Raw genomic sequence first — 23,623 nt, forward strand, 5'->3', positions numbered from 1 at the left:
AATCGGGCGGGCAGGCCCGATACTTCCAGTTCCGCTGTCCGGAACGAATTGAGAAGATCAGACCATGCCCAATGACCCGCTCGAAGGGGAAGTCCTTCCCGATGAACGCCAGCTGCCGGCCACCCCGGTGCCGCCGGCCGAGCTCTACCTGCTGCCGCTGACCGAAAAGCCCTTCTTCCCGGCGCAGACCCTGCCGCTGCTGATGAACGAGGCGCCCTGGCTCTCCACCGTCGAGGCCATCGGCGAAACCGCACACCACATGGTCGGCCTTGTCGTCGTCAAGCCCGACGACACCGACGACGTCAAGCGCGCCGACTTCCACACGATCGGCACGGCCGTGCGCATCCATCATCCGGTGAGGGCCGACGGCAAGATGCAGTTCATCGCCGAGGGCGTGCGGCGCTTCCGCATCGTCGAATGGCTGTCGGACACGGCCCCCTACAAGGTGCGCGTCGATTATCCGAACGAGCCCGGCAAGCCCGAGTCGGAGGAGATCCGCGCGTACTCGGTCGCCATCATCAACACGATCAAGGAGCTGCTGCCGCTCAACCCGCTGTATTCGGAGGAGCTGAAGTTCTTCCTCAACCGCTTCGGGCCCAACGAGCCGTCGCAGCTGACCGACTTCGCCGCCAGCCTCACCACCGCGTCGAAGCAGGAGCTGCAGGACGTGCTGGAGGCGTTCGCGCTGAAGAAGCGCATGGAGAAGGTGCTCGTCCTGCTGAAGAAGGAACTCGATGTCGCCCGCCTGCAGTCGCAGATCCGCGAACGCGTCGACGAGAAGATGACCGAGCAGCAGCGCGAGTTCTTCCTGCGCCAGCAGCTCAAGGCGATCCAGAAGGAACTCGGTATCGCCAAGGACGACAAGACCGCCGAGCTCGACACCTTCCGCGAGCGCATCGCCAAGCTGAACCTGCCCGAGCAGGCCGCCAAGCGCATCGACGAGGAGATGCACAAGCTCTCGCTGCTGGAGACCGGCTCGGCCGAATACACCGTCACGCGCAACTACCTCGACTGGCTGACCGTGCTGCCGTGGGGCGTGCACACCCAGGACAAGATCGACCTCGAACGCGCGCGCAAGATTCTCGACCGCGACCATGATGGGCTCGAGGACGTGAAGGACCGCATCATCGAATTCCTCGCCGTCGGCGCCATGCGCGGCGAGATGGCCGGCTCGATCCTGCTGCTGATCGGCCCGCCGGGTGTGGGCAAGACCTCGATCGGCAAGTCGGTCGCCGAGGCGCTCGGCCGCAAGTTCTTCCGCTTCTCGGTCGGCGGCATGCGCGACGAGGCCGAGATCAAGGGCCACCGCCGCACCTATATCGGTGCCATGCCGGGCAAGTTCGTGCAGGCCTTGAAGGAGGTCGGCTCGGCCAACCCCGTCATCATGCTCGACGAGATCGACAAGATCGGCGCCAGCTACCAGGGCGACCCGGCGAGCGCGCTGCTCGAAGTGCTCGACCCCGAGCAGAACGCCGACTTCCTCGACCATTACCTCGACGTGCGCTTTGACTTATCGAAAGCGCTGTTCATCTGCACCGCCAACGATTTCTCCATCCCGTCGGCGCTTCTGGACCGCATGGAGGTCATCCGCCTCTCCGGCTACATCACCGAGGAAAAGCTCGCGATCGCGAAGCACCACCTGTGGCCGCGCGTGCTCGAACGGGCGGGGCTCAAGAAGAACCAGCTCACGATCACCGAAGGCGCGATCCGCCACGTCATCGAGGGCTACGCCCGCGAGGCCGGCGTGCGCAACCTGGAGAAGCAGCTGGGCCGCGTCGCGAGAAAGGCCGTGGTGAAAATCCTCGGCGGCGCCGCCACGCCGATCAAGATCGGCACCAAGGAGATCGAGGCCTACCTCGACAAGCCCGTGTTCACCAAGGAAAAGCCCATCACCGGCGTCGGCGTCGTCACCGGTCTTGCGTGGACGGCGATGGGCGGCGCCACGCTGCCGGTCGAGGCCACGCGCGTCCACACGCTCAACCGCGGATTCAAGCTCACCGGCAAGCTCGGCGAGGTGATGAAGGAGTCGGCCGAGATCGCCTACAGCTACGTCGCCTCGCACCTCAAGGCCTACGGCGCCGACCAGACCTTCTTCGACAAGAGCTTCGTGCACCTGCACGTGCCGGAAGGCGCGACGCCCAAGGACGGCCCCAGCGCCGGCGTCACCATGGCGACCGCGCTGCTGTCACTGGCGAAGAACAGGAAAATCCCGCGCCCGCTCGCGATGACCGGCGAACTCACGCTCACCGGCCAGGTCCTGCCGGTCGGCGGCATCCGCGAAAAGGTCATCGCCGCGCGCCGCATCGGCATCCACGAACTCATCCTGCCCGAAGCCAACCGGCGCGACTTCGACAAGCTGCCCGAGCACATCCGCGCCGGGATGACGGTGCATTTCGCGAAGCGGTATCAGGATGTGGCGGACGTGGTGTTCGGGTGAAGCGGGACGCCGTTGGCTGCGGGCTGATGCTGATTTTGGTTCTCAGCGAATCGACAGGCGCATCACGCCGTTCTGCTGTTCAAGCCGGAGCATGCGCATTACATTCATGCCCAGCAGCGCATCGGTGGGCAAATTCGGCATGACGGCCACGTCGAAATCCCGCAGGACGAAGTCCCCGATCTGGATTGTTGACACTTTGGCTACGCAGCCTTGGGCGGGACCGTTTGCCGTGTTGAAGGTGCGGCTGGCGCACGAAGCGATGCCGGATTTGTAGGCGGTTTCCGGCGACAACGTGGTGAGTGTGGCGCCCGTATCCACCATGAAAACGGTCGCTGTTCCGTTCACGTATCCGGCCGCGTAATAGTGGCCGTCGGGTCGTTGTGTCAAATCCACGAAGCCAGGCCCCTTGACGTTGGGTTGCGGTCGTGAGGCCGCATGGGGTTGAGGTTGTCGGCGTCCCACCGAGATACGGAAGCCCTCGGGCCGGGCGGCGTCAGAGGACGTCAGCGAGAGGACGCTCGCCCCGCCGGCTTGCACTTCGACACCGCCCCGGATGTTCACCCGCGCACCGTCCTGGAAACCTGCCTGGTCGTTGCACCATGACGACCCGGCAAGAATAAACAAACCGTAATGGCCGACCGGGACACTGGCCTGTGCTGTCTGGCCGGCGAGCACGGACAAGCCCAGCATGCGCTTCCCCGTGCCGGGGTCGGTCAGATAGGCGACTACATGGAAGCGATGCCGATTGGCGATTTCCAGCCCGGAATACAGAACATCGGACCGCCGCATACGCGAGGGGTCGGCGAGCTGGACGGCGCCGTTTGCCGGGAGAGCAGCGGGCGTACAGGCCTGATAGCCGGTGAATAGCGGCTGGGTCGGCGCGAGTCCCGCTGTTTGCGTGTCGTTGCGCTTGAGCCGCGGGCCATAGTGGAAGAGCAGGGCGAGCGCGGCAACCACCACCAGCCAGATGAGCGCGCGCCGGGTCGGGCTTTGGGGTCGGTTCGGGGTGTTGCCGGACGCACCCGGGGATGACTCGTGTCCATACGCCCGCTGGCCCCGGGTGCCCCTGAATTGCTTCGGGTCGTACAGGCTTTCCTTCAGCTTGTCCTGCGCCTTCTTGTCCTTGTACCAGTCACGGTCGTAAATGCCCACGCGTCTTTCCCTCTTTCGCCGATCCCGCCGCGCTTACACGTCGAACGTCAGCAGCAGTTCCTCGCCGAGCATGTCGATGATCTTGACCGCGACACGGCTGCCAGAGGGTGGGGCGGGCAATTCGTAGCGACCCATGACGAAATCCTGCTTGCGCTCGGGCACGTCGGACAGCGCCACATTGAACAGCTCGCCGTTGTAGCGGCTGTCGATCAGCACGCAGTCCACTACTGCGCGCCAGTCGGGAATGCTGGCGCGGAACACGCCCTGGTCGAGGTTCAGGCGCTGCAGGATGGTCGGCGACAGCACGTCGCGGATGTCGACGATCAGCTGATCGCCTTCGCGCGAGACGGACACCTCCGCGCTCATCGGCTCGTGCTTGATGAAGCCGCCGTACTTGCCGTCGGTGCGCAGTTCGATCACGTGCAGCCGGTTCACCGGGCGGTTACGGTTGTAATCGTCCACCCATTGCTGGGCGTCCTGCTGGATGCCCAGCGACACGATCAGGATATCGCGTTCCTCGTCGGGCCGCGTCTTCAGCTCGGCGCGCAGCGCTTCCAGGTCCAGCGGCGTCAGCGGGTGATTGAACGGCACGATCTTCACCAGCCGGCCGCCTTGCGTGCCGTCGAAATAGGCGTCGGTGCGCGTGCGCGTCACCCCGAGATGCTGGCAGGCGAGCTCGACCGCCTCGTTGTGCTGGATCTGTAGGTCGTAGTCGTTGACGCGCCAGGTGGTAAAGCCGAACTGGCAGGGCGCGGGCGCGGCGGCTTCGTCGGCCACCAGCTTGCGTTGCTTGCCTTTGGCTTCCAGCGCGTCGCGCTGCTGCTCTATCACGCCCTGCAAACGCTTGGCCGTGGTCTGGATCGCCCCCTTGTTGATGTCGCAGCCGATCCAGCGACGGCCGAGTTTTTGGGCGATGGCAGCTGTTGTTCCTGAGCCGATGAAACAATCCAGAATGAGATCGCCAGAAGAAGACAAGAGGGAGATAAATCTCCTGACAAGCTGTTCCGGCTTTTGCGTGGGATATCCGGCGTACTCATCTCCTTGGGCCCGATAAGTCGTGATGTCATCCCAGCTATCGTGTACGAGCTTTCCTTTCTCTATATCGACGTAAGTTCTGAGATAACGGGGGTCTTTTGACCATGGATTGTCCGTCCCAGTCCTTCCGCGGGTGTAGTACCACCCTTTCTCATCTTGCTGGAGGTTTTCAGTAATGCGGTCTTTGTATGGAACCCTTACATCTTTCTCATCCGTATTGAATGTGTACTTATCTCCCTTCGAGTAGATAAGGATTGTTTCGTGTGCTTTAGGTAGTCGGACATATATGCCACGACCGGCTCCAATTACCGCGTGTTGCCAAATTACTTCGTTAATGAATCTGTCCCTTCCAAAGATCTCATCAAGGACACAGCGCAGCATGTATGAGACATTGTGGTCACAGTGTAAGCACAGGACGCCGTCGTCAGAGAGTAGTGAATACAAAATCTGTATCCGCTGATACATGAACTGCAAGTAGTTGTCGTTGGCCCAGATGTCGCTGTACTGCACCTGTTCGCCCAGGGTGTAGTCCTCGCCATCGATCTTGACGGTGCCCTTGGCGCCGCGCAGTTGCACCTTGCGCACGTAGTCGGCGCCGCTGTCGAAGGGCGGGTCGATGTAGATGAGCTTGACCTTGCCGCGAAAGCCGTTGGCGAGCAGGTGGGCGAGCACGTCCTTGTTGTCGCCGTGGTAGAGCAGGCCGCCTTGCGGCAGGTTGCGGGGCCAGTCGCTCCAGTCGCAGTCTGCGCTGCCGGCCGCATTCTTATCTGCGGGCGCGGGGAGCTCGAAGCGCTCGATGGCCTGAGCCGGAAAGGCGGTGACGCGGGCGAGGGGTTTCTTGCCGACCCAGGTGAGCATGGGCCGGCCCTTGGCCTTGGCGATGGTGACGTCGTGGGATTTCTTGGTTTTCTCGGTCATGGTTTTTCTCGTTGAGGCGCTCACTTGCCCAGGATGAAGTCGCGCACCTGTTGCTTGCCGGCATCGGCCAGTTGGGTGTCGGCGAACATCACGTGATAGGCGAGGGTGTCGGGGTTCAGCGCCTCCCAGCGCTTGAGGGCCACGGCCTTGCGGCCCTCGGGGGTTTGCGGTTCGTCGCCCTTTGCGAAGCGTTCCATGTCAGCGGCGATGTCGGGGCTGAAGCTGTCCTTCTTGATTTCGACGACGAGGTGCTTGCCGTCGGCGCGGCGCAGCACGAAATCCGGGGTGTAGCGGTGCCAGCGTCCATCTTCGCCGAGGTATTCGGCGCAGAGGTCGGTCTTGGACGGGTCGGTCAGCCCGCCGGTGAACCACAGGCCTTCGATACGGTGCGCTTCCTTCTTGAGCAGGGCGAGCGTCCAGTCGAGGAATTCGGCCTCGGGGCCGGAATCGAAGTTGTAGCCTTCGTAATGGAAGCTGCTGGCCCGCGCGAGGGTTTCATCGGCGGTGTCGCGCGCGGTCTTGTAGAGGGCTTCGCGTTCCTTGGCGAAGCTGATGCGGGCAGTGTAGACGGTGGCGCCGTTCTTCTCGCGCTGGTCGAAGCCGTCGGGCTTGACGAGGGCGACGGCGACGTCGACTTCCTCGTAGTGTTCCTCGTACTGTGCCCGCTGGGTTTCGATCTGTTTCCCCAGGTGGTCGAGGTGATGATCGGGAACCAGGCTGTCCGTGCCGTAGGCGATGCGCAGCGCCGCGAGCACGGCGCGGGTTTCGAGGTGGTAGTTGGCGGCGAGCTCGGCCGCGGCGGCGTAGACGTCGCGTTCCGGCGGCGCGGCGGGCAGGCTGTCGTCGCCGGCGTCCACGCGCTGCAAGGTCGTTTTCCCGGAAGCGGTTTCGACGATGTCCAGGGTCTGGATGCCCGGGGCTGCCGGGGCGGCGACGTCGGGAATCGTGAACGACAGCGGCGCGATGCCGGTTTCCTTGCGGCGATAGCGCAAGACGCGCTTCTTGATCAGCAGCGGCGGCAGGTGGGGCTTGTGAAGGACGATTTCCTTTTCCACGCGCTCGGCCTGCTGGGCGTCGAGTTCCTTGAGGCTGGTGCCGTAGGTTTCGGCCAGCTGGGATTCGAGCGTTTTCCTGTTGCTGGGCGTGAGATAGACGCGGGCGGGATGGCGGTTGCCGGGCACCTGGCGCAGGCAGCGCGTGGCGGCCTGCAGGACGAAGTTGTTGCTGTTGGCGAGCTTGCGCACCAGGGCGGTGGCGAACAGGCTGGGGCAGTTCCAGCCTTCGGTGCCCATGTTGACCAGCAGCAGGATGCGATGTGGGGCGCTGGGGTCGGACCCGGTGGCGTAGAAAGCCTGCCTGACCGCCTCCGGCGATTTGCCGTCGACCGCAAGCACGGTGTCGGTGCCGAGGCCGCGCAGCGCCAGGGCGGATTCGACCGCAGCGCGCAATTCATCGCGCGTTTCGATGTTGGGAAAGTAGATGGCCAGCCGCGCAGGAGCGCCGTTGGGCAGGCTGACTGGCCAGTAGTCGTCAATGAAATCGGTCACGACGCTGGAGACCAGGCTGTCGGCTTCGCCGTCGTCGAGGTCGAATACCTTGATGTTGTTGGCGAGTTCCTTGAGCACGCCGTCGCGGATGCCTTCGCCCAGGCCGTACCAGACGACGACGTCGCGCAGGGGCTGGCGCTCGAAGTAGGGCGTGCCGGTTGCGTTGACGACGACGATGAGGTTGGTTTCCTGCGCGAGGTAATCGATGGTGCGGCGGACTTTTTTGATGCCATCAGCCTTGAAGATTTCTTCGCCGGTGTCCTTGTCCTTTTCCCACTTGCCGAGCAGTTTCTGACCGTAGGTGTGATGCGCCTCGTCTGAAAAGACAGCGAGGTGCGGCAGCGAGGCGATCGCCTGCAGCCGCAGGTTGGCGAGCTCGGCCGCCTCTTCGGCCTTGGTGCCTGCAAGCAGGGCGATCTGCCCGCCGCCGCTGCGCACGTTCGGTTTCTGGATGCGGATTTTCTCGGTGTTGGTAACGATGATGTTGAAGCTGCTGCCCCAGACGATGGGAATCTGTTTGTCGCCGTCGCGCGTGAAGGTCAGCTTGAGGCTGGCCGCGAAGGGCTTGTGAAAGCGCGGCGGCAGGATGCGCTCGTAGGGGACGTCGGCCAGCTCGCGCAGGGCGCTGAGGATGGTCTTGCCCGGTGCGAATATCAGCGCGTTCTGGACGAAGGGCCCGTCTGGATATTCCTGCGCGAGCGCGAATTCGGTGGCGACAATGCTCCCCATCAGGATGGTTTTGCCCGCACCCATGGCGAGCGCGAGGATGTAGCTGGCGTAATCCAGCGTCAGTGATTCGCGCAGGCTTTCGAGCTGGTGTGTGCGGACGAAGGTGTTGTCGGTCTTGATGCGCTCGACCAGCACGTCGTAGTCGTAATCCGTCTCCTCGAACAATTTGGCACCGACACCCATGGCGCGCAGGCGCTCTTGCCGCTTGGGAAACAGCTCGGCATACAGTTCCGGGATCGTCGGAGTACCGAGGATCAGGCGCAGGTACCAATAGGTTTCGAGGGCGCGCAACTGGGCGCGCCGCAGGTAGCGCAGTTGGCTGCTCTGGTCGTCCTCGACAGCGAACTCCAGAATTTCACGGATGGCCGGGTAGTCGGCACATGGATAATTTTCCGTGCGCCAGGTATCGACCCGGTCAGACAGTGCCTGATAAAGGTAGCTCATGGAAGTTGGTCGACGACGAATGGTTGGGTTGTTATGAGGTCAGACATCGCCATGCCAGATTCGCGCGAAGTCGAAGGATAACTGCCGGTGATGCCGGATGGATAGCAGAACCACTGCACGACGGGTGTCATCGCTGATGTAAAGAATCAGGTAATCACCTGAAAGGTAGATCCGCAGATTATCAGCCGTGCTCTGAGGCAGGGCCGCTAGCAGGGCCAGCGCCTCTACTGAGCGGGGCGGCGTGTCCAGATAGTGTCGCCCGAGATTGGGGAAGCGGTGTAGAGTCGGGATGACCTCCATCCGGAGTTGGGTCAGCAGGTCGTCGTATGCATGGGCAATATCTGCTGCGGTGAGGAAGTCGACAATGCTGTCCAAGCAGGCCAGGAAGTTTGCGGCAAGCTCGACCGCGTAATCGTGTTCAGCCACGCTTGCGCCCGACCTTGCCGGCACGCGCTTTCTGCAGGCGGGCCAGGGCGGCGTCGGCGTTTTCGACGCGGCCGGCAGCGATGTCTTCCAGGCCACGGCGCGCGTCTTCAAGGATCAGCAGATGGATGCGTTCACGTTCGAGCTGGTGGTAGTAGTCGAGGCGCGCGGCGTCGATGAGCGCGACGTAGCTTTCGCCGTTCTTCGTCACGATCTTTTCCGCGCCGGCCTTCACCTGGTCGGCCAGTTCGGAAAGGTTGGCGCGTGCCTGCGAAAGGGGAATCACGTCCTGTGTCGAGAAGGCCATGACGGCTCCTTGGGTTGTACAAAACTTTGTGCATTATGCGCGCATGTTGGGGCGCGTCAACGCTCCAGTCCGCCTCTCCGGGGCATGGGCCGGCGACGGAAGCGGGCGAGGGGTGTTCCCGCTGCGCGGGCACGGGCAATGCCGTTGAGTCCCGCAATGGCGGGTACTATCCGCCTTCGCCTCCACAACAGAAGTGCCGCCGCATGCCCAACGACGTCAATGAAAAACCCCGCTACGCCATCGCGGCGGCCGTGCAGCTGCCGGGCGTGAGCGATTTTGAGTTCGAGGCCTCGCTGACCGAGTTGCGCGAACTCGCCAAGACGCTGGGCTACACCGTCACCCGCACCTTCACGCAGAAACGCGCGGGTTTCGATTCGACCGCCTACCTGGGCGTCGGCAAGCGGCAGGAGATCCGCCATTTCGTCCGCGGCGAATCGGCCTCTGATGCAGACGAGTCCGAGGCCGAGCGCGCGCCGCTGAACCCCCTGTATCGGCTCTCCACGCTCGTCGCCGGCGCCGACGACGCGGCCGACGCGGTCTCGCCCGTCCCGATCGAGGCCCTTCTGGTCGACCACGAAATCTCGCCGTCGCAGGCGCGCAACCTGGAAAAGGAAACCGGCTGCGAGGTAATGGACCGCACCATGGTCATCCTCGAGATCTTCCACCGCAACGCGCGCTCCCGCGCCGCGCGCGCGCAGGTCGAGATCGCCCGCCTGGGCTACATGGCCCCGCGCCTGCGCGAGGCGGCCAAGCTTGCCGGGCCGCAGGGACGCCAGCGCAGCGGCGTCGGCGGCCGCGGGGCCGGCGAGTCGCATACCGAGCTGGACAAGCGCAAGATCCGCGACCGCATCGCCGAACTGCAGCTCGAAATCACCGCGATGGACGCCGAGCGCAAGACCCAGCGCGCACGGCGGCAGGCGCACCAGGGCCTCGCCAGCGTCGCGCTGGTCGGCTACACCAACGCCGGCAAGTCCACCCTGATGCGTGCCCTCACCGGCAGCGAAGTGCTGGTCGCCAACAAGCTCTTCGCCACGCTCGACACCACCGTGCGCACCCTGCACCCCGAGAGCATCCCGCGTGTGCTGGTCAGCGACACGGTCGGCTTCATCAAGAACCTGCCGCACGGGCTGGTCGCGTCGTTCAAGTCCACGCTCGAAGAGGCGCTCGACGCCTCGCTGCTGCTCCACGTCGTCGACGCCAGCGACCCCGGCTTCGAACGGCAGATCGAAGCCACCGAGGACGTGCTGAACGAGATCGGTGCGCAGGACGTGCCGCGCCTGCGCATCTTCAACAAGATCGACCACGTCGGCGGCGCCACGACGCAAGCCGAACGCGCAGCCGAACTGCACGCCCGCTACCCGGGCTGCATCGTGATGAGCGCGCGCCGCCCGCAGGACGTCGCGAAGCTGCACCGCGCCATCGTCGCGTTCTTCCAGAAGGATCTCGTCGAAACCGAACTCTTCCTGCCCTGGGCCGCCCAGCAGCTGCGTGGCGAGGTCTTCGCCCGCTGCGAAGTGCTGGAAGAGCGCGCCGACGAGGACGGCGCATTCTTCCGCGTCCGCGGCGAACAGGCGGATCTGGACAGCCTGCGCGAGAAGATTGGTCAGGCCTGAGGGAAATGCCGGGCTGACGCTGCATTTTGCGAAGCGGTAGCAGGATGTGGGGGGGGGGTCGGGTGAGGAAGGCGAATTTGAAGTATTGCGTGAACTCCGATCCGTGATTTTTTAGGTTTGCTGGAGCGAACGGGCAGGGCGTAAAGTTCTGCCTAATCAAACAACTTTCGCCCATGCTTTGACGATCTTGCCGATGTAGATGGCGCGCCGTCCAAGTTACCCAAGTATCTAGGAATCCGTATGGTTGAAGCTCCACGTCGAGGTGACTCTTCGCTTTATCGAATACTCGGATTTGATCGACTCGTAGATTTGTTTGAGTCAAAGCAATTGTATTTTTCTCACCCATCCGCATGGGAAGATCCCTGTGAAAAGCTACTCGAGCATCGGCTTTCGCCGAACATCTTTGCTCAGTGCTGGTGCAAGAGTGGTGTGTCTGACGCCATGTGGCGTATCTACTCACCAAACCAGCTTGGGGTGAGAATCCGAACCAACAAACAAAAGCTACGCGAGCAACTCAAAGCAAGTGGAATGGACTTTCGCCTAAAGGACGTGAAATACAAGCGAGAGAGCGAACTTAACTACGAAATTGAAGCAATCGCCGACGAGCTCGCACAATCATTCCGGCTATCTGTCGCATTTGATTCACTTTTCATGAAACGCCTCGCGTTTAAGCATGAGTCGGAGGTGCGAGTCGCCATATATAAGCAAGGTGCTGATACAAACGAAACGTCACTAGGCATTAGGGTTCCAATTGATCCATTTGTGCTTATTGAAAGTGTCTTGATCGACCCTCGTGCCCCTGATCCATATGTCAGGGCGTACAAACATTTTTTGAAGGAACAATTGGGATTCCCCGGGAGAGTTGCGCAATCTGCTTTGTATGCGGGACGCGAACCTCTCGAAGTTTGGTGAAGATGTGCCTCGTAGTCCTAACCCATTCATCAATACGGGCTCGCGAGCACGAGCATCGGGGTTAGGTCTTGTCAAACGACATCCCTATTACCCCGATTGCCCGGGCCGCACCGATGCATCAGCGCGACCGCGGCATGACACGACTCAGATAAACAGACATACATCCGACTTCTGCGCCTGCGGCAGGAAACTCGCCGCGCCGATCCACCCCGCGATCTCGGGGATGAACTCGTCCTGCGAATAGCCGAACAGGTCCACCGTCATCTGGCAGGCGTAGAGCTTGGCGTCGGCTTCGAGGCAGGCGCTGCGCAGTTCGTCGATGCTGGCCACACCCTTGCTCTTCACCGTCTGCTTCATCAATCCGGTCGCGACCTTCTCGAAGCCGGGCACGCCGGCCATGACGGCGTTGGGGATGTGCCAGTTGATGTCCTTGAGCCACTGCGGGCCGAACGGCATCTTCATCGGCATGCTGGGGTTGCCGAGCGGGCTGATCTCAAGGTGCAGGTTCTTCTTCAGCAGTTCGAGGCCGTAGAAGGTGAAGAACACCGACACGTCCCAGCCCAGCGCGCCGGCGGTGGAGGCGAGGATGAAGGGCGGGTAGGCCCAGTCCATCGTGCCCTTGGTGGCGATGATCGACAGCGAGGGCACGTGCGCGGCTTCGCGCTCGGCCATCTTTGCTTCGAAGCGCTGGTCGAACCACTGGTCGAGCAGCGCCGGTGTGAGGTGTTCGGCAAGCATTTTTTCGGGGGCGCCCATGATGGTCTCCTTAGCTCTTGCGGATCAGGAAGGCGAACTCGCCCTGGTTCTCGCTCGACGAGACCAGTTCGTTGCCGGTCTGCTTGCAAAAGGCCTGCATGTCCTTGAGCGAGCCGGGGTCGGTCGACACGACGGCGAGGGTGTCGCCCTTGCCGAGCCCGGTCAGGGCCTTCTTGGTGCGCAGGATGGGCAGCGGGCAGTTCATGCCGCGGGCGTCCAGGGTCTGGGTTGCGTGCGTGCTCATGGTGAAACCTCCTCTAGTAGATGACCGTACGGTCAAGAGAATCGGCAAAAAAATTGCCGGGGGAAAAGCGGGAATGGCAGGCAAGGAGCAGCCGGGTCCTTACGGAAATAGTGAACAGGTCCTTCGACAAGCTCAGGACGAACGGCAACGTTTTTGCGTTGCTAGACCGGTCGGTTAAGTGGCAGGCGAAAAAAAACCGGTCCGCGTGCATGATCTCAGTCGCGGGCCGTTTCGACGCGCAGCGTCTTGATGGCGGGGCCGAGGCGGTAGATCACCTCGGGGTCGTTCTGCGACTTGGCCAAGAGGATCACGCCTTCGAGGTAGGCCAGCATCGCCTCGGCGGTCAGATCCGAATCGAGAGGTGCGATGGTGCCGGCGGCCACGGCTTCCTCCAGCGTCGCCTTGAAGCGCGTCTTGGCGCGCGAGAAGATCGCCAGCAGCTTGGCGCGCAGGATGTCGTCCTGGGTGCTGACTTCGAGCGTGAGGTTGCCGAAGATGCAGCCGAGCATGCGGCCGTGCACCTGCTTGATCGACTTCTGCCAGAAGTAGGCGGCGTCGACCAGGTAGTCGATGCGCTCCATCGGCGGCAGGGCGGGGTCGAAGGCCTCGGCGACGAAGCCGTGGGCCCATTCGTCGGCGAATTCGTCGATGACGGCGAGCACGAGGTCGCGCTTGGACGGGAAGAAGTGGTAGAAGCTGCCTTTCTGCACACCGGCGCTCTCGCAGATTTCCTGGATGCCGACGTTGGCATAGCTGCGCGAATGGAAGCGCGGCTTGGCGGCGGCGATGATGCGGGAGCGGGTATCGGTGGCAGCGTTCATGAGCCGGATGCTAGTTGACCGTTCGGTAAAATGCAAGCCGGGGGGCGAGGCCTGCTCATTCAGCCGGGAAACTGTGGCCAAATTCCCCGGGCCGGGCAGGGTCCTCGGGTAAAATGCCGCCCATGACCGAAGCCGCGCTTCTCGATCCCGCCCCCGAAGCCGCCCCCGCCGCGCCCGTCATCAAGGTGCGAGGCGAGCCGCTCACCGAGCTGCCGCAGGATCTCTACATTCCGCCCGATGCGCTCGAGGTCTTCCTCGAAGCCTTCGAGGGCCCGCTCGACCTGCTGCTGTACCTGATCCGCAGGCAGAACCTCGACGTCCTCGACATCCCGATGGCTGACCTGACCCGGCAGTACATGGCTTACGTCGAGGCGGCGCGGGCGACCAAGCTGGAGCTCGCGGCGGAATACCTGCTGATGGCGGCGATGCTGATCGACATCAAGTCGCGCATGCTGCTGCCGCGCCGCGAGCAGGCCGAGGAGGCGGGCGAGGGCGAGGACCCGCGCGCCGAGCTGGTGCGCCGGCTGATGGAATACGAGCAGATGAAGCTTGCCGGCCAGCACCTCGACGCGCTGCCGCAGGCCGGGCGCGACTTCGACACCGTGAGCGTGTTCCTGCCGGCGGCGGCCAAGCGCCTGCCGAGCGTGCATCCGGAGGAGCTCGCCGCCGCCTGGCTGGCGATCCTGTCGCGCGCGAAGACGCGCACCCACCACCGCATCGGCCGCCAGGACCTGTCGATTCGCGAGGTCATGACACGCATCCTGAAGCAGCTGACGCCGGGCGAATTCGCCGAATTCAAGGACCTGTTCCCGGCTGCCGCGAGCGTGCACGAGCTCGTCGTGACCTTCCTCGCCGTGCTCGAACTCACCAAGGAAACCCTGCTCGACGTGACGCAGGCCGAACCCTTCGCCCCCATCTACGTGAAGCTCCATGAATCTTCAGCCGAATGACAATCCGGACGACCTGGCGCGCGTGCTCGAAGCCGCGCTGCTGGCCGCGCCCGAGCCGCTGACGCTCGCCGACCTCAAGCGCATGTTCGAGGCGGATGGGTCTAAACAAAGCCTGGCCAACGACGTGCTGCGCCGTTCGCTCGAATCGCTGCAGCAGGCCTGGCACGGCCGCGGCGTCGAGCTGGTGCAGGTCGCAGACGGCTGGCGCTTCCAGACGCGGCCGGAGATGCAGCCGTGGATTTCGCGGCTGAAGGACGAAAAGCCGCCGCACTATTCGCGCGCGGTGCTGGAGACGCTGGCGATCATCGCCTACCGCCAGCCGGTGACGCGCGGCGACATCGAGGACATCCGCGGCGTGTCGGTGAACCCCAACATCATCAAGACGCTGGAAGAGCGCGGCTGGATCGAGGCGATCGGCCATCGCGACGTGCCCGGGCGTCCGGCGCTGTTCGGCACGACCAGCCATTTCCTCTCCGACCTCGGCCTGCGCACGCTGGCCGAGCTGCCGCCGCTGGAAGAGCTCGGCAACCTGGTCGCGCCGAGCGAGACCGCGCTGATTCCCGAGCTGCGCGAAACGGGCGAGGTCCAAGCCTTCGGCGCCCTGATCGAAGTGGCCGGTACCCACCCAGCCCCCATGTTCGGCGCGGTGATCGAAACCGCTGCCCCCACCCTTACAGAGACCGCCTGACATGTCCCGTCCATCCCCCATCCGGCGCGCGCCGGCCGCCCCCAAGGGGCGCGCCGCCGCCCGCCTGCAGCAGGCCACCGCGCCGGAAGCGCCGGCCGAGCGCCTGCACAAGGCGCTGGCCTCGGCCGGCCTCGGCTCGCGCCGCGAAATGGAGGAATGGATCGCCGAGGGCCGCGTGCAGGTCAACGGCGAGACCGCCACGCTCGGCAGCAAGGTCGGCCCGCGCGACATCGTCAAGGTCAGCGGACGGCGCGTCTACCTGCGCTTCGAGGACACGCGCCGCACGCGCATCCTGATCTACCACAAGTCGGAAGGCGAGATCGTCAGCCGCGACGACCCCAAGGGGCGCGCCACCGTGTTCGACGCGCTGCCCAAGCTGCGCGGGGCCAAGTGGATCTCGATCGGCCGGCTCGACTACAACACCGACGGCCTGATGATCTTCACCACCTCGGGCGAGCTGGCGAACAAGCTGATGCACCCGCGCTTCGAGGTCGAGCGCGAATACGCCGTGCGCATCCTCGGCGAGCTCACCGACGAGCAGATCCAGCAGCTGCTCGACGGCGTCGAACTGGACGACGGCCCGGCGCAGCTGCAGAGCTGCTTCCGCGCGGGCGGCGAGGGGGCCAATCGCTGGTATCGCGTCGTCATCAAGGAGGGCCGCAAGCGCGAGGTGCGCCGCATCTTCGAACATCTCGGCTTCACCGTGTCGCGCCTGACCCGCATCCGCTTCGGCCCGATCGCGCTGCCGCCGCAGCTGAAGCGCGGGCAGAAGACCGAGCTCGACGACGATCTCGTCGCGCGCGTGCTGGAATGGGCGGGGATGAAGGCCAGCCCGCGCCGGCAAACGCGCGGCGTACCGGACAAGCACACCCGCAAGCCGCGGATACGCTGAAGCGGCGGGCGCTTGCCCGCCGTCGTCGACGTTACTTCTCGGTCATCTTCTTGATGACGCCCGCCGCCCATTCGCGGCCGCCGAGGCCGAACGCCAGCGCGAAGGCGAGCCCCACCGCGCCGAAGCCGATCTGGAAGGCGGCGGTGAGCAGGCTGGTGCCGATCTGCAGCTGCTCCAGCGCCACGAACACGACGAAGATGATCACCGCATATTCCGACAGCGTGCTGATCGTCAGCGCGCCCTGCACGCCGATGTTGTTCAGGTAGGCGAACACCATGCGGTTGATGAAGCGTGCGACCAGCACGCCGAACACCAGCACCAGGATGGCGACGATGATGTTGGGGATGTAGAGCACGATCTTGTTGAACAGGTCGGCGACCATGTGCAGGCCGAGGCTGTTGGCCACGGTGACGATCACGATGAAGATCACGACCCAGTAGGCGAGGCGCGCGAGCAGGCGCGACAGCGTGATGTTGAGGTTCCCCTGCTTGAGGAAGGCTTCGATGCCGGTCTTTTCGGCGAGGGTGTCGAAGCGGAGCACGTCGAGCAGCTTGGTGACGCCGGTGCGCACCAGATTGGCAAACAGCCAGCCCACGAACAGCAGCACCAGCGCGGCCAGCAATTGCGGCACGTATCCGGCGAGCTGGGTCCAGAATGACGTGAGCGAGGCGACGAACACATCGAGTTGTTGCTGCATGGAACACTCCTCCATAACCGCGGACATGCCGCATTATAACGAACGCATCATGACGGCCCGCGGGGCGCCGGCACGCCGCGCGGCCGCCTGTCGGCCCGGCGATTTTATGCTTACACTGTAACAAACAAACGACGCTCACTTCCCGGCCCATGTTCGCCTGTCCCGCTCGCGCTGGATTCCTGCCGATTGGTCGCCTGCCCGCGCTGCTGTCGGCGCTGGCCGACCTCGGGTACCGGTGCTACAGGCCCGCGGCGGAAAACGGCGCCATCGTCCTGCGCGAACTGGCGGCGGGCGAGGGCCTGACGCGGGGGCTGCAGGCCGAGCAGGGCGCAGGCCGTTATCGGCTGACCCGGGATCCCCAGGATCGCTATTTCGCCTGGGTCAACGGCCCGCAGGCGATCAAGCCGCACGCCTTCGCTTCGCAGGAGACGCTGTGGCGCGTCGAGCGCGACGCGGCCGGGCGGCTGCAGTTCGCCGCGGTTCCGCCGCCTGCCGAGAAGAAGGCGCTCATCGGCGTGCGTGCCTGCGATCTCGCGGCGCTGGCCCTGCAGGATGCGCACTTCCTGCGCGAAGACCGGCGCGACCTGCATTACGCCGCGCGGCGCGCGCAGTTCTTCCTCGTCGCGGTGCAGTGCGCGGTGCCCGCGGCGACCTGCTTCTGCGCGTCGACCGGCGACGGCCCGACGCCGACCGCCGGCTACGATCTCGCGCTTGCCGAACTGCCGGACGGCTTCGTCGTCGTGGCCGGGAGCGAAGCCGGGCAGGCCGTGTACGACGCGCTCGACCTGGTGCCGGCCACGTCCGGGCAGATCGACGCGGCGCGCGCCCAGGGGGAGGCCGCCGCGGCGACGCAGGTGCGCAGCCTGACGCAGACCGTCGCCGCAACCGGGGAAACGCTGCGCGACGCCCTGATGGCGCGGCTCGAACATCCGCAGTGGGATGTGGTCGCGGCCCGCTGCCTCGCCTGCGGCAACTGCACCGCCGTCTGTCCGACCTGCTTCTGCCATGCCGAGCTCGACGCGCCCTCGCTCGACGGCGAAAGCAGCCGCCACGAGCGCATCTGGGACTCGTGCTTCGGCGAGGCGCACGGGCATCTGCACGGCTTCAACGTGCGCCCCGACATCCGCGCCCGCTACCGCCAGTGGCTGACGCACAAGCTCGCGACCTGGCACGACCAGTTCGGCCGCAGCGGCTGCACCGGCTGCGGCCGCTGCATCGCCTGGTGTCCGGTCGGCATCGACCTCACCGAGGAAGTCGCGGCGCTGACGGTGGGAAGCGAGCCGTGAGCGCACCCGCCGTGCTTGACGCCGGCACGCCGCACGCGGCGACCGTGGTCGCGCGCACGCAGGAGTCGCCGAGCATCTTCACGCTGCAGGTCCGCCTCGACGATACGGCCGCGCAGGCCGCCTACCGCTTCGCGCCCGGCCAGTTCAACATGCTCTATCTGCCCGGCGTCGGCGAGGTGCCGATCTCGATCATGTCGGACCCCGAGGAACGGGACGTCATCGGCCACACCATCCGCGCGCAGGGACGCGTCACCCGCGGGCTCGCCGCGCTCGCGCCCGGCGACCGCGTCGGGCTGCGCGGCCCGTTCGGCCGCGGCTGGCCGCTGCAGGAAGTGAGCGGCTGCGACGTCGTGCTGGTGACCGGCGGACTCGGCTGCGCGCCGGTGGTGTCGGTGATCCACTACGTGCTGAAGCGGCGCGAACGCTTCGGCAAGCTCGTCATCGTGCAGGGCGTCAAGCACGCCGAGGACCTGATCTGGCGCGAGCAGTACGACCGCTGGGCGAAGCTGCCCGACACCCAGGTGCTGGTCGCGGCGAGCCAGGGCGGCTCGCTGTGGCCCTGGCACGTGGGCCGCGTGACGGACCTGTTCGGGCTCGCCAACTTCAGGATCGACTGTGCGGTCGCACTGATGTGCGGGCCCGAAGGCATGATGCGCGCCGCGGCGGAGAGCCTGCTGGGACGCGGGCTTCCGGAGTCGCGCCTCTATCTCAGCATGGAGCGCAACATGCAGTGCGCAGTGGGCCGCTGCGGGCATTGCCAGTTCGGCGGCGCCTTCGTCTGCCGCGACGGCCCGGTGTTCAACTGGGGCCAGGTCAAGGGCCTGCTCGCGCACCGGGGCTACTGATGAACGCGCAGCCGACTCCGAAGCCCCGCGTTGCGGTGCACAAGTTCAGCTCGTGCGACGGCTGCCAGCTGGCCTTCCTCAATCTCGGCGAGGACCTGCTGGCGCTGGCCGAGCGGGTCGACCTGGTGCATTTCGCGGAGGCGGGGCCGCTCGACCCCGACACCGAGGTCGACGTCGCCTTCGTCGAGGGCAGCGTGTCGACGCCCGAGGACCTCGAGCGCATCCGCCGCATCCGCGAACACAGCCGCATGCTGATCGCCATCGGCGCGTGCGCCACCTCGGGCGGCATCCAGGGCCTGCGCAACGGCGCGGACGCGGCGCAATGGCTGGCGCAGATCTACGAACATCCCGAGGCCATCGCGAGCCTGGAGCGCTCGACCCCGATCGCGAGCCACGTCAAGGTGGATTTCGAGCTGTGGGGCTGTCCGGTCAGCGGGCCGCAGATGCTCGCGGTGGTGAACGCGCTGCTGCTGGGCGTGGCGCCGCGCGACAACGCCGACAAGGTGTGCACCGAATGCAAGCGCCTCGGCTATCCGTGCGTGCTGGTGAGCCGCGGCATCGCCTGCATGGGGCCGGTGACGCGCGCGGGCTGCGGTGCCCTGTGCCCGAGCCTCGGGCGCGATTGCTACGGCTGCTACGGGCCGGCCGAGAACGCGAACACCGATGCGCTGGCCGCGCAGTTCCGCCATCTCGGGCTCGCGCCGGAGGCGGTGGTGCGGCGCTTCCAGTCGATCAACAGCCAGGCGCCGGTCTTCCTCGCCGCGGCCGCCCGGATCCATGCAGGAGTCGAAGGCGATGAGTGAGACGCGGCGCAGCGTGGCGATCCACGTACCGGTGCTGGCGCGGGTCGAAGGCGAGGGCGCGCTCGACCTGCGCATCGAGGGGGGCAACATCACCCAGCTGCGGCTGCGCATCTTCGAGCCGCCGCGCTTCTTCGAGAAGTTCCTCGAAGGCCGCCACTACACCGAGATCCCCGACCTCGTCGCACGCATCTGCGGCATCTGCCCGGTCGCCTACCAGGTGACGGCGGCGCAGGCGCTGGAACGCCTCTTCAACGTCGAGCTGACGCCGTGGGCGCGTGCCATGCGCCGGGTGTTCTACTGCGGCGAATGGATCCAGAGCCACAGCCTGCACATCCACCTGCTTGCCGCCCCCGACTTCTTCGGCTGCGGCAACGCGATCGAGCTGGCACGGATCGCGCCGGACGAAGTCCGCCGCGGCCTGCGCCTGCAGGCGCTGGGCAACGAGCTGATGGACCTGTTCGGTGCGCGTTCGGTGCATCCGGTCGGCGTGCGCATCGGCGGCTTCCATGGCGCGCCGGCCGCGGCGCGCGTCCGCGAACTGCGCGAGAAGCTGCACGCCGCGCTGCCCGAGGCCGAGGCACTGGTGCGCTGGGCGGCGGCAATCCCGATGCCGCCGGACGACCAGGAATTCGTCTCCGTCGCCATGCGGCACGCCGGCGACTACGCGGTCGAGCTCGGCGACATCGGCACCAGCGACGGGCTGCGCATCGGCGCCGACGAATTCGACGCGCACTTCGCCGAGCGCCACGAGCCGCACTCGACGGCCCTGTTCAGCAGCTACCGCGGACGCCCCTACCTGGTCGGTCCGCTGGCGCGCCTGAACCTCAATCACACCCACCTGCCGCAGGGCATGCGGGTGCTGCTCGCCGAGACGGGACTCGCACTGCCGAGCCGCAATGTGTTCCACAGCCTGCTGGCCCGCGCGGTCGAGATCCTGCTCGCGCTGCACGAGGCGCTGCGCCTGCTGGCGGACTACCGCGTGCCGGATTCGCCCTGGGTCGAGGTCACCCCGCGCGCCGGCGTGGCGACCGGCTGCACCGAGGCGCCGCGCGGCCTCCTGTGGCATCGCTACGAAATGGACGCGGAGGGCCGCGTCGTCAACGCGCGCATCGTGCCGCCGACCAGCCAGAACCAGGCGCGCATCGAGGAGGACCTGCGGCTGTCGCTGCTGACCTTCGGCCTCGACCGGCCGGACGACGTGTTGCGCCTGCATTGCGAGAAGGTCATCCGCAACTACGATCCCTGCATTTCCTGCGCGACGCATTTCCTCACGCTGAACGTCGCGCGATGAAGGTGCGCATCCTCGGCGTCGGTTCGCCGGCCGGAGACGACCAGGCCGGCTGGCTCGTGGTCGATGCGCTGCTGGAAGCGGGCGTCGGCACCGGCGAACGCGTCGTCGTCGCGAAGCTCGACCGTCCGGGTGCGAGCCTGGTTCCGCATCTCGAACGCTGCGACTGGCTGATCCTGGTCGATGCCATGCAGGGTGGCGGCACGCCGGGCGAGGTGCGGCATTTCGATGAGGACGACTGGCCCGGCTATGCGCGAGGCGTGTCGAGCCATGGCTTCGGCGTGGCCGAGGCGCTGGCGCTGGCGCGTGCGCTCGGCAGCCTGCCGCCGCGCATCGACCTCTACGGCATCGAACTCGGCACGGCCATGCCGCAGGCCGAGCCCGGGCCGGCCGTCCGCGCCAGCGCACGCCATCTGGCGCAGCGCATTGCCGGCAGCGTCGCCGAGCGGGCCTGATCCGCGCGCATCCCCATGGAGCGCACGAGGTCATGGCCGGCGGCGCAGCCTGTACCATGGTTCGCGGTGCGCCTGCCGCCTATACTTTCAGGCAAGCGCAAGACCGATTCCGTTCGCGCCAATCACAAGGACAACCCATCGCGTGACCCGCCGTTTCCTCCTGCTGGCCTGGCTGCTGTGGGGGCTCGCCGCACCGGCGGCCTGGGCCATCCCGGTCAAGGTCGGGGTCTTCGACAATGCCCCCATCGTCGCGACGCCGCGTGACGGAGCGCCCGAAGGCATCGCGATCGACGTGATCCGCTGGGTGGCCGAGCGCGAGGGCTGGCAGGTGAGCTTCGTTCCCGACAGTTTCGATCACCTGCTGTCGCGGCTGGACAAGGGCGAGATCGACCTGCTCGTCGGCATCGCCTACAGCGAGGAGCGCGCCCGCCGCTTCCAGTTCACCCGCCAGAGCCTGCTCGCAAACTGGGGCATGGTGTTCCGCAATGCGCAGTCCGACATCGCGTCGCTGCCCGATCTCAAAGGCCGGCGCGTCGCGCTCATGCGCGGCAGCACCCACAGCCAGGCGCTGGTCGAGCTGGCCGCGCAATTCGATGCGGCATTCACGCCGGTCTACGTCGATTCCTACGCGCAGGTGCTGGAAGCGGTCGCCGAGCGCCGCGCCGACGCCGGCGCGGTGAACCGGGTGTTCGCCGCCGTGCATGCGCACGACGCCAACGTGGTCGCGACCAGCATCGTCTACAACCCGATCTTCGTTCACTTCGCGGCGCCGAAGCAGGCGAGCCCGGCCCTGCTCGCCGCACTCGACAAGCACCTCGCCGCCCTCAAGGCCGATCCGGAATCCGCCTACTACGCGTCGCTGAGCCGCTGGCTCGAGGCCGCTCCCGCCGAGCGCTACCCCGTCTGGCTGCCGTGGGCGGCAGGCGGTGCCGCCGGCCTGCTGGGGCTGACCCTGGCGGCTGCGGCCTTCCTGCGGCGCCAGGTGCGGCGCCAGACCGGCGAGTTGCAGCAGCGTGCCGAACAGCTGCAGTCCGAGATCGAGCAGCGCAGGAGCGCGCAGCAGCATCTCAACCGGATCGCCTACCACGACAGCCTGACGGAACTGCCGAACCGCGAGGCCTTCCGCCTCGAACTCGACACGATGCTGGCCGAGAGGCAGGGCACCGAGGAACGCCTCGCGCTGCTGTTCATCGACGTCGACCGCCTGAAGAACGTCAACGACGGCCTCGGCCACGGCGCCGGCGATCTCCTGCTGCAGCAGGTCGCCTCGCGGCTGCGCGGCGTGCTGCGCGCGCACGACTACCTGAGCCGCTTCGGCGGCGACGAGTTCGTCGCGATCGTCTCCGACATCGGCGAATCGTGCGACGCCGAGCTCGTCGCAAGCCGGCTGCTGAGCAGCCTGGCCCTGCCCATCGACATCGGCCCGACCCACATCTACAGCAGCGTCAGCATCGGCATCGCGCTCTATCCGGACGACGCGACCACGGCCGACACGCTGCTCAAGCACGCCGACACCGCGATGTACCAGGCCAAGGAGCAGGGCGGCAGCCGCTTCCTCTTCTACCACGCCCAGCAGACCGCCCGCGTGGTCGAGCGGCTGACGCTCGAAACGCGTCTGCGCCAGGCGCTGGAGCAGGGCGAGCTGACACTGCATTACCAGCCCATCGTCGCGCTCGACGACCGCCGCATCGTCGGCGCCGAGGCGCTGGTGCGCTGGAACGATCCGGAAAAGGGCCTGGTGATGCCCGGCGCCTTCGTGCCGGCGGCCGAGGATACCGGGCTCATCGTTCCGCTCGGCGAGTGGGTGCTGGAGGCCGGTTGCGCGCAGATGCGCGCGTGGCAAAAGCAGGGCTGGGCGGACGACATCACGCTCGCGGTGAACGTGTCGACGCGCCAGTTCGAAGGGCGGCGCCTGGTGCAGTCGGTCGAGCGGGCGCTCGCGCGCACCGGCCTCGCGCCCGCACATCTCGAGCTCGAGATCACCGAGAACGTGATGCTGATCGTGAACGACGACGTGCGCCTGGCCCTTGCGGCACTGCGCGAGATGGGCGTGCGGCTGTCGCTCGACGACTTCGGAACCGGCTATTCGAGCCTGAGCTACCTCAAGCAGCTGCCCTTCCATTCATTGAAGATCGACCAGTCCTTCGTCAGCCGCATCCCGGGGCAGGCCGGCGACACCCAGATCGTCACCACCATCCTGGCGCTGGCGAAGGGACTCGAGCTCGAAACGGTCGCCGAGGGCATCGAGACCCAGGCGCAATACGATTTCCTGCGCGAGCACGGTTGCGAGTTCGGCCAGGGCTACCTGATGAGCCGGCCGCTGGACGCGGCGGACTTCGCGGCGCGCCTCGGCAGCCGCCCGCGTCGCGGCAGGCGTTAGG

The 23,623-nt window shown here is 65.9% G+C and carries 21 protein-coding genes; 12 read left to right on the forward strand and 9 right to left on the reverse strand.

Annotation, left to right across the window (positions count from 1 at the left end):
• The first annotated feature begins 64 nt into the window (after positions 1-64).
• Complete coding sequence (gene lon / locus VA613_RS06400; RefSeq protein ID WP_324781029.1) at positions 65-2,437, forward strand: endopeptidase La; 2,373 nt, start codon at positions 65-67, stop codon at positions 2,435-2,437.
• Positions 2,438-2,479: 42 nt separating this feature from the next.
• Here lon and VA613_RS06405 read toward each other — a convergent pair whose 3' ends face one another.
• From VA613_RS06405 to VA613_RS06425, 5 genes are read right to left on the reverse strand one after another with little or no spacing between them, the layout of a single operon-like run.
• On the reverse strand, positions 2,480-3,589 hold the full coding sequence (locus tag VA613_RS06405; RefSeq protein WP_324781030.1) for a retropepsin-like aspartic protease family protein: 1,110 nt from the start codon (positions 3,587-3,589) through the stop codon (positions 2,480-2,482).
• A 33-nt stretch (positions 3,590-3,622) separates the two neighbouring features.
• Positions 3,623-5,542, reverse strand: coding sequence for a site-specific DNA-methyltransferase (locus tag VA613_RS06410; RefSeq protein WP_324781031.1), 1,920 nt, complete (start codon positions 5,540-5,542; stop codon positions 3,623-3,625).
• Between the two features lie 20 nt (positions 5,543-5,562).
• Entirely contained in the window at positions 5,563-8,262 is a 2,700-nt protein-coding gene (locus VA613_RS06415) for a DEAD/DEAH box helicase family protein (protein ID WP_324781032.1), read from the reverse strand.
• Between the two features lie 39 nt (positions 8,263-8,301).
• A complete protein-coding gene (locus tag VA613_RS06420) occupies positions 8,302-8,688 on the reverse strand; it encodes a type II toxin-antitoxin system RelE/ParE family toxin (protein WP_324781033.1) in 387 nt (128 codons plus the stop codon).
• The gene (locus VA613_RS06425; protein WP_324781034.1) at positions 8,681-8,992 is read right to left on the reverse strand and encodes a type II toxin-antitoxin system Phd/YefM family antitoxin; all 312 of its coding nucleotides are present in this window, start codon (positions 8,990-8,992) and stop codon (positions 8,681-8,683) included. The genes VA613_RS06420 and VA613_RS06425 overlap by 8 nt, the downstream gene beginning before the upstream one ends.
• A gap of 203 nt (positions 8,993-9,195) precedes the next feature.
• On the opposite strand from VA613_RS06425, the gene hflX reads away from it, so the two are divergent.
• The gene (gene hflX, locus VA613_RS06430) at positions 9,196-10,605 is read left to right on the forward strand and encodes a GTPase HflX (protein WP_324781035.1); all 1,410 of its coding nucleotides are present in this window, start codon (positions 9,196-9,198) and stop codon (positions 10,603-10,605) included.
• Positions 10,606-10,845: 240 nt separating this feature from the next.
• A complete protein-coding gene (locus VA613_RS06435) occupies positions 10,846-11,517 on the forward strand; it encodes a DUF2971 domain-containing protein (RefSeq protein ID WP_324781036.1) in 672 nt (223 codons plus the stop codon).
• Positions 11,518-11,661: 144 nt separating this feature from the next.
• On the opposite strand, the gene VA613_RS06440 is transcribed toward VA613_RS06435, so the two are convergent.
• The 3 genes from VA613_RS06440 to VA613_RS06450 all read right to left on the reverse strand — a co-directional run bounded on the left by VA613_RS06440 (position 11,662) and on the right by VA613_RS06450 (position 13,338).
• Positions 11,662-12,273, reverse strand: coding sequence for a DsrE/DsrF/DrsH-like family protein (locus VA613_RS06440; RefSeq protein WP_456129308.1), 612 nt, complete (start codon positions 12,271-12,273; stop codon positions 11,662-11,664).
• Positions 12,274-12,283: 10 nt separating this feature from the next.
• Positions 12,284-12,517 (reverse strand): sulfurtransferase TusA family protein, encoded by a 234-nt coding sequence (locus VA613_RS06445; RefSeq protein WP_324781037.1) that lies wholly within the window; start codon positions 12,515-12,517, stop codon positions 12,284-12,286.
• A gap of 215 nt (positions 12,518-12,732) precedes the next feature.
• Positions 12,733-13,338: a TetR/AcrR family transcriptional regulator gene (locus VA613_RS06450; protein ID WP_324781038.1), complete on the reverse strand. Its 606-nt coding sequence runs from the start codon at positions 13,336-13,338 to the stop codon at positions 12,733-12,735.
• 122 nt (positions 13,339-13,460) lie between these two features.
• Here VA613_RS06450 and VA613_RS06455 point away from each other — a divergent pair, with 122 nt between their 5' ends.
• Genes VA613_RS06455 through VA613_RS06465 form a run of 3 tightly spaced genes read left to right on the forward strand, consistent with a single transcriptional unit; the run spans position 13,461 to position 15,868 of the window.
• Positions 13,461-14,288: a segregation and condensation protein A gene (locus VA613_RS06455; protein WP_324781039.1), complete on the forward strand. Its 828-nt coding sequence runs from the start codon at positions 13,461-13,463 to the stop codon at positions 14,286-14,288.
• Positions 14,269-14,976 (forward strand): SMC-Scp complex subunit ScpB, encoded by a 708-nt coding sequence (gene scpB, locus VA613_RS06460; protein WP_324781040.1) that lies wholly within the window; start codon positions 14,269-14,271, stop codon positions 14,974-14,976. The genes VA613_RS06455 and scpB overlap by 20 nt, the downstream gene beginning before the upstream one ends.
• A gap of 1 nt (position 14,977) precedes the next feature.
• Positions 14,978-15,868 (forward strand): pseudouridine synthase, encoded by an 891-nt coding sequence (locus VA613_RS06465; RefSeq protein WP_324781041.1) that lies wholly within the window; start codon positions 14,978-14,980, stop codon positions 15,866-15,868.
• Positions 15,869-15,899: 31 nt separating this feature from the next.
• On the opposite strand, the gene VA613_RS06470 is transcribed toward VA613_RS06465, so the two are convergent.
• Positions 15,900-16,565 carry a mechanosensitive ion channel family protein gene (locus VA613_RS06470; protein WP_324781042.1) on the reverse strand — a complete coding sequence of 222 codons (666 nt, stop codon included), beginning with the start codon at positions 16,563-16,565 and terminating at the stop codon, positions 15,900-15,902.
• Positions 16,566-16,714: 149 nt separating this feature from the next.
• On the opposite strand from VA613_RS06470, the gene VA613_RS06475 reads away from it, so the two are divergent.
• The 6 genes from VA613_RS06475 (at position 16,715) to VA613_RS06500 (ending at position 23,622) form a co-directional block, all read left to right on the forward strand.
• On the forward strand, positions 16,715-17,851 hold the full coding sequence (locus VA613_RS06475; RefSeq protein WP_324781043.1) for a 4Fe-4S dicluster domain-containing protein: 1,137 nt from the start codon (positions 16,715-16,717) through the stop codon (positions 17,849-17,851).
• Entirely contained in the window at positions 17,848-18,696 is an 849-nt protein-coding gene (locus tag VA613_RS06480; protein WP_324781044.1) for an FAD/NAD(P)-binding protein, read from the forward strand. The genes VA613_RS06475 and VA613_RS06480 overlap by 4 nt, the downstream gene beginning before the upstream one ends.
• Positions 18,696-19,499: an NADH-quinone oxidoreductase subunit B family protein gene (locus tag VA613_RS06485; RefSeq protein ID WP_324781045.1), complete on the forward strand. Its 804-nt coding sequence runs from the start codon at positions 18,696-18,698 to the stop codon at positions 19,497-19,499. The genes VA613_RS06480 and VA613_RS06485 overlap by 1 nt, the downstream gene beginning before the upstream one ends.
• Entirely contained in the window at positions 19,492-20,790 is a 1,299-nt protein-coding gene (locus VA613_RS06490; RefSeq protein ID WP_324781046.1) for a Ni/Fe hydrogenase subunit alpha, read from the forward strand. Before VA613_RS06485 ends, VA613_RS06490 begins: the two co-directional genes overlap by 8 nt.
• The gene (locus VA613_RS06495; RefSeq protein WP_324781047.1) at positions 20,787-21,242 is read left to right on the forward strand and encodes a hydrogenase maturation protease; all 456 of its coding nucleotides are present in this window, start codon (positions 20,787-20,789) and stop codon (positions 21,240-21,242) included. Before VA613_RS06490 ends, VA613_RS06495 begins: the two co-directional genes overlap by 4 nt.
• Before the next feature lie 142 nt (positions 21,243-21,384).
• Positions 21,385-23,622 (forward strand): putative bifunctional diguanylate cyclase/phosphodiesterase, encoded by a 2,238-nt coding sequence (locus VA613_RS06500; protein ID WP_324781048.1) that lies wholly within the window; start codon positions 21,385-21,387, stop codon positions 23,620-23,622.
• Position 23,623 lies beyond the last annotated feature (1 nt).

This window comes from Thiobacillus sp. SCUT-2 (genome assembly GCF_035621355.1).
In the GTDB taxonomy this organism is placed as follows: Bacteria; Pseudomonadota; Gammaproteobacteria; order Burkholderiales; family Thiobacillaceae; genus Thiobacillus; species Thiobacillus sedimenti.

What these genes read in the sequence shown, in the direction of transcription:
- lon (WP_324781029.1), top strand. Translation starts at nt 65, where the DNA reads ATGCCCAATGACCCGCTCGAAGGGGAAGTCCTTCCCGATGAACGCCAG.
- VA613_RS06410 (WP_324781031.1), bottom strand. Translation starts at nt 5,542, where the DNA reads ATGACCGAGAAAACCAAGAAATCCCACGACGTCACCATCGCCAAGGCC.
- VA613_RS06415 (WP_324781032.1), bottom strand. Translation starts at nt 8,262, where the DNA reads ATGAGCTACCTTTATCAGGCACTGTCTGACCGGGTCGATACCTGGCGC.
- VA613_RS06425 (WP_324781034.1), bottom strand. Translation starts at nt 8,992, where the DNA reads ATGGCCTTCTCGACACAGGACGTGATTCCCCTTTCGCAGGCACGCGCC.
- hflX (WP_324781035.1), top strand. Translation starts at nt 9,196, where the DNA reads ATGCCCAACGACGTCAATGAAAAACCCCGCTACGCCATCGCGGCGGCC.
- VA613_RS06435 (WP_324781036.1), top strand. Translation starts at nt 10,846, where the DNA reads ATGGTTGAAGCTCCACGTCGAGGTGACTCTTCGCTTTATCGAATACTC.
- VA613_RS06440 (WP_456129308.1), bottom strand. Translation starts at nt 12,273, where the DNA reads ATGGGCGCCCCCGAAAAAATGCTTGCCGAACACCTCACACCGGCGCTG.
- VA613_RS06445 (WP_324781037.1), bottom strand. Translation starts at nt 12,517, where the DNA reads ATGAGCACGCACGCAACCCAGACCCTGGACGCCCGCGGCATGAACTGC.
- VA613_RS06450 (WP_324781038.1), bottom strand. Translation starts at nt 13,338, where the DNA reads ATGAACGCTGCCACCGATACCCGCTCCCGCATCATCGCCGCCGCCAAG.
- VA613_RS06455 (WP_324781039.1), top strand. Translation starts at nt 13,461, where the DNA reads ATGACCGAAGCCGCGCTTCTCGATCCCGCCCCCGAAGCCGCCCCCGCC.
- scpB (WP_324781040.1), top strand. Translation starts at nt 14,269, where the DNA reads ATGAATCTTCAGCCGAATGACAATCCGGACGACCTGGCGCGCGTGCTC.
- VA613_RS06465 (WP_324781041.1), top strand. Translation starts at nt 14,978, where the DNA reads ATGTCCCGTCCATCCCCCATCCGGCGCGCGCCGGCCGCCCCCAAGGGG.
- VA613_RS06470 (WP_324781042.1), bottom strand. Translation starts at nt 16,565, where the DNA reads ATGCAGCAACAACTCGATGTGTTCGTCGCCTCGCTCACGTCATTCTGG.
- VA613_RS06475 (WP_324781043.1), top strand. Translation starts at nt 16,715, where the DNA reads ATGTTCGCCTGTCCCGCTCGCGCTGGATTCCTGCCGATTGGTCGCCTG.
- VA613_RS06485 (WP_324781045.1), top strand. Translation starts at nt 18,696, where the DNA reads ATGAACGCGCAGCCGACTCCGAAGCCCCGCGTTGCGGTGCACAAGTTC.
- VA613_RS06490 (WP_324781046.1), top strand. Translation starts at nt 19,492, where the DNA reads ATGAGTGAGACGCGGCGCAGCGTGGCGATCCACGTACCGGTGCTGGCG.
- VA613_RS06495 (WP_324781047.1), top strand. Translation starts at nt 20,787, where the DNA reads ATGAAGGTGCGCATCCTCGGCGTCGGTTCGCCGGCCGGAGACGACCAG.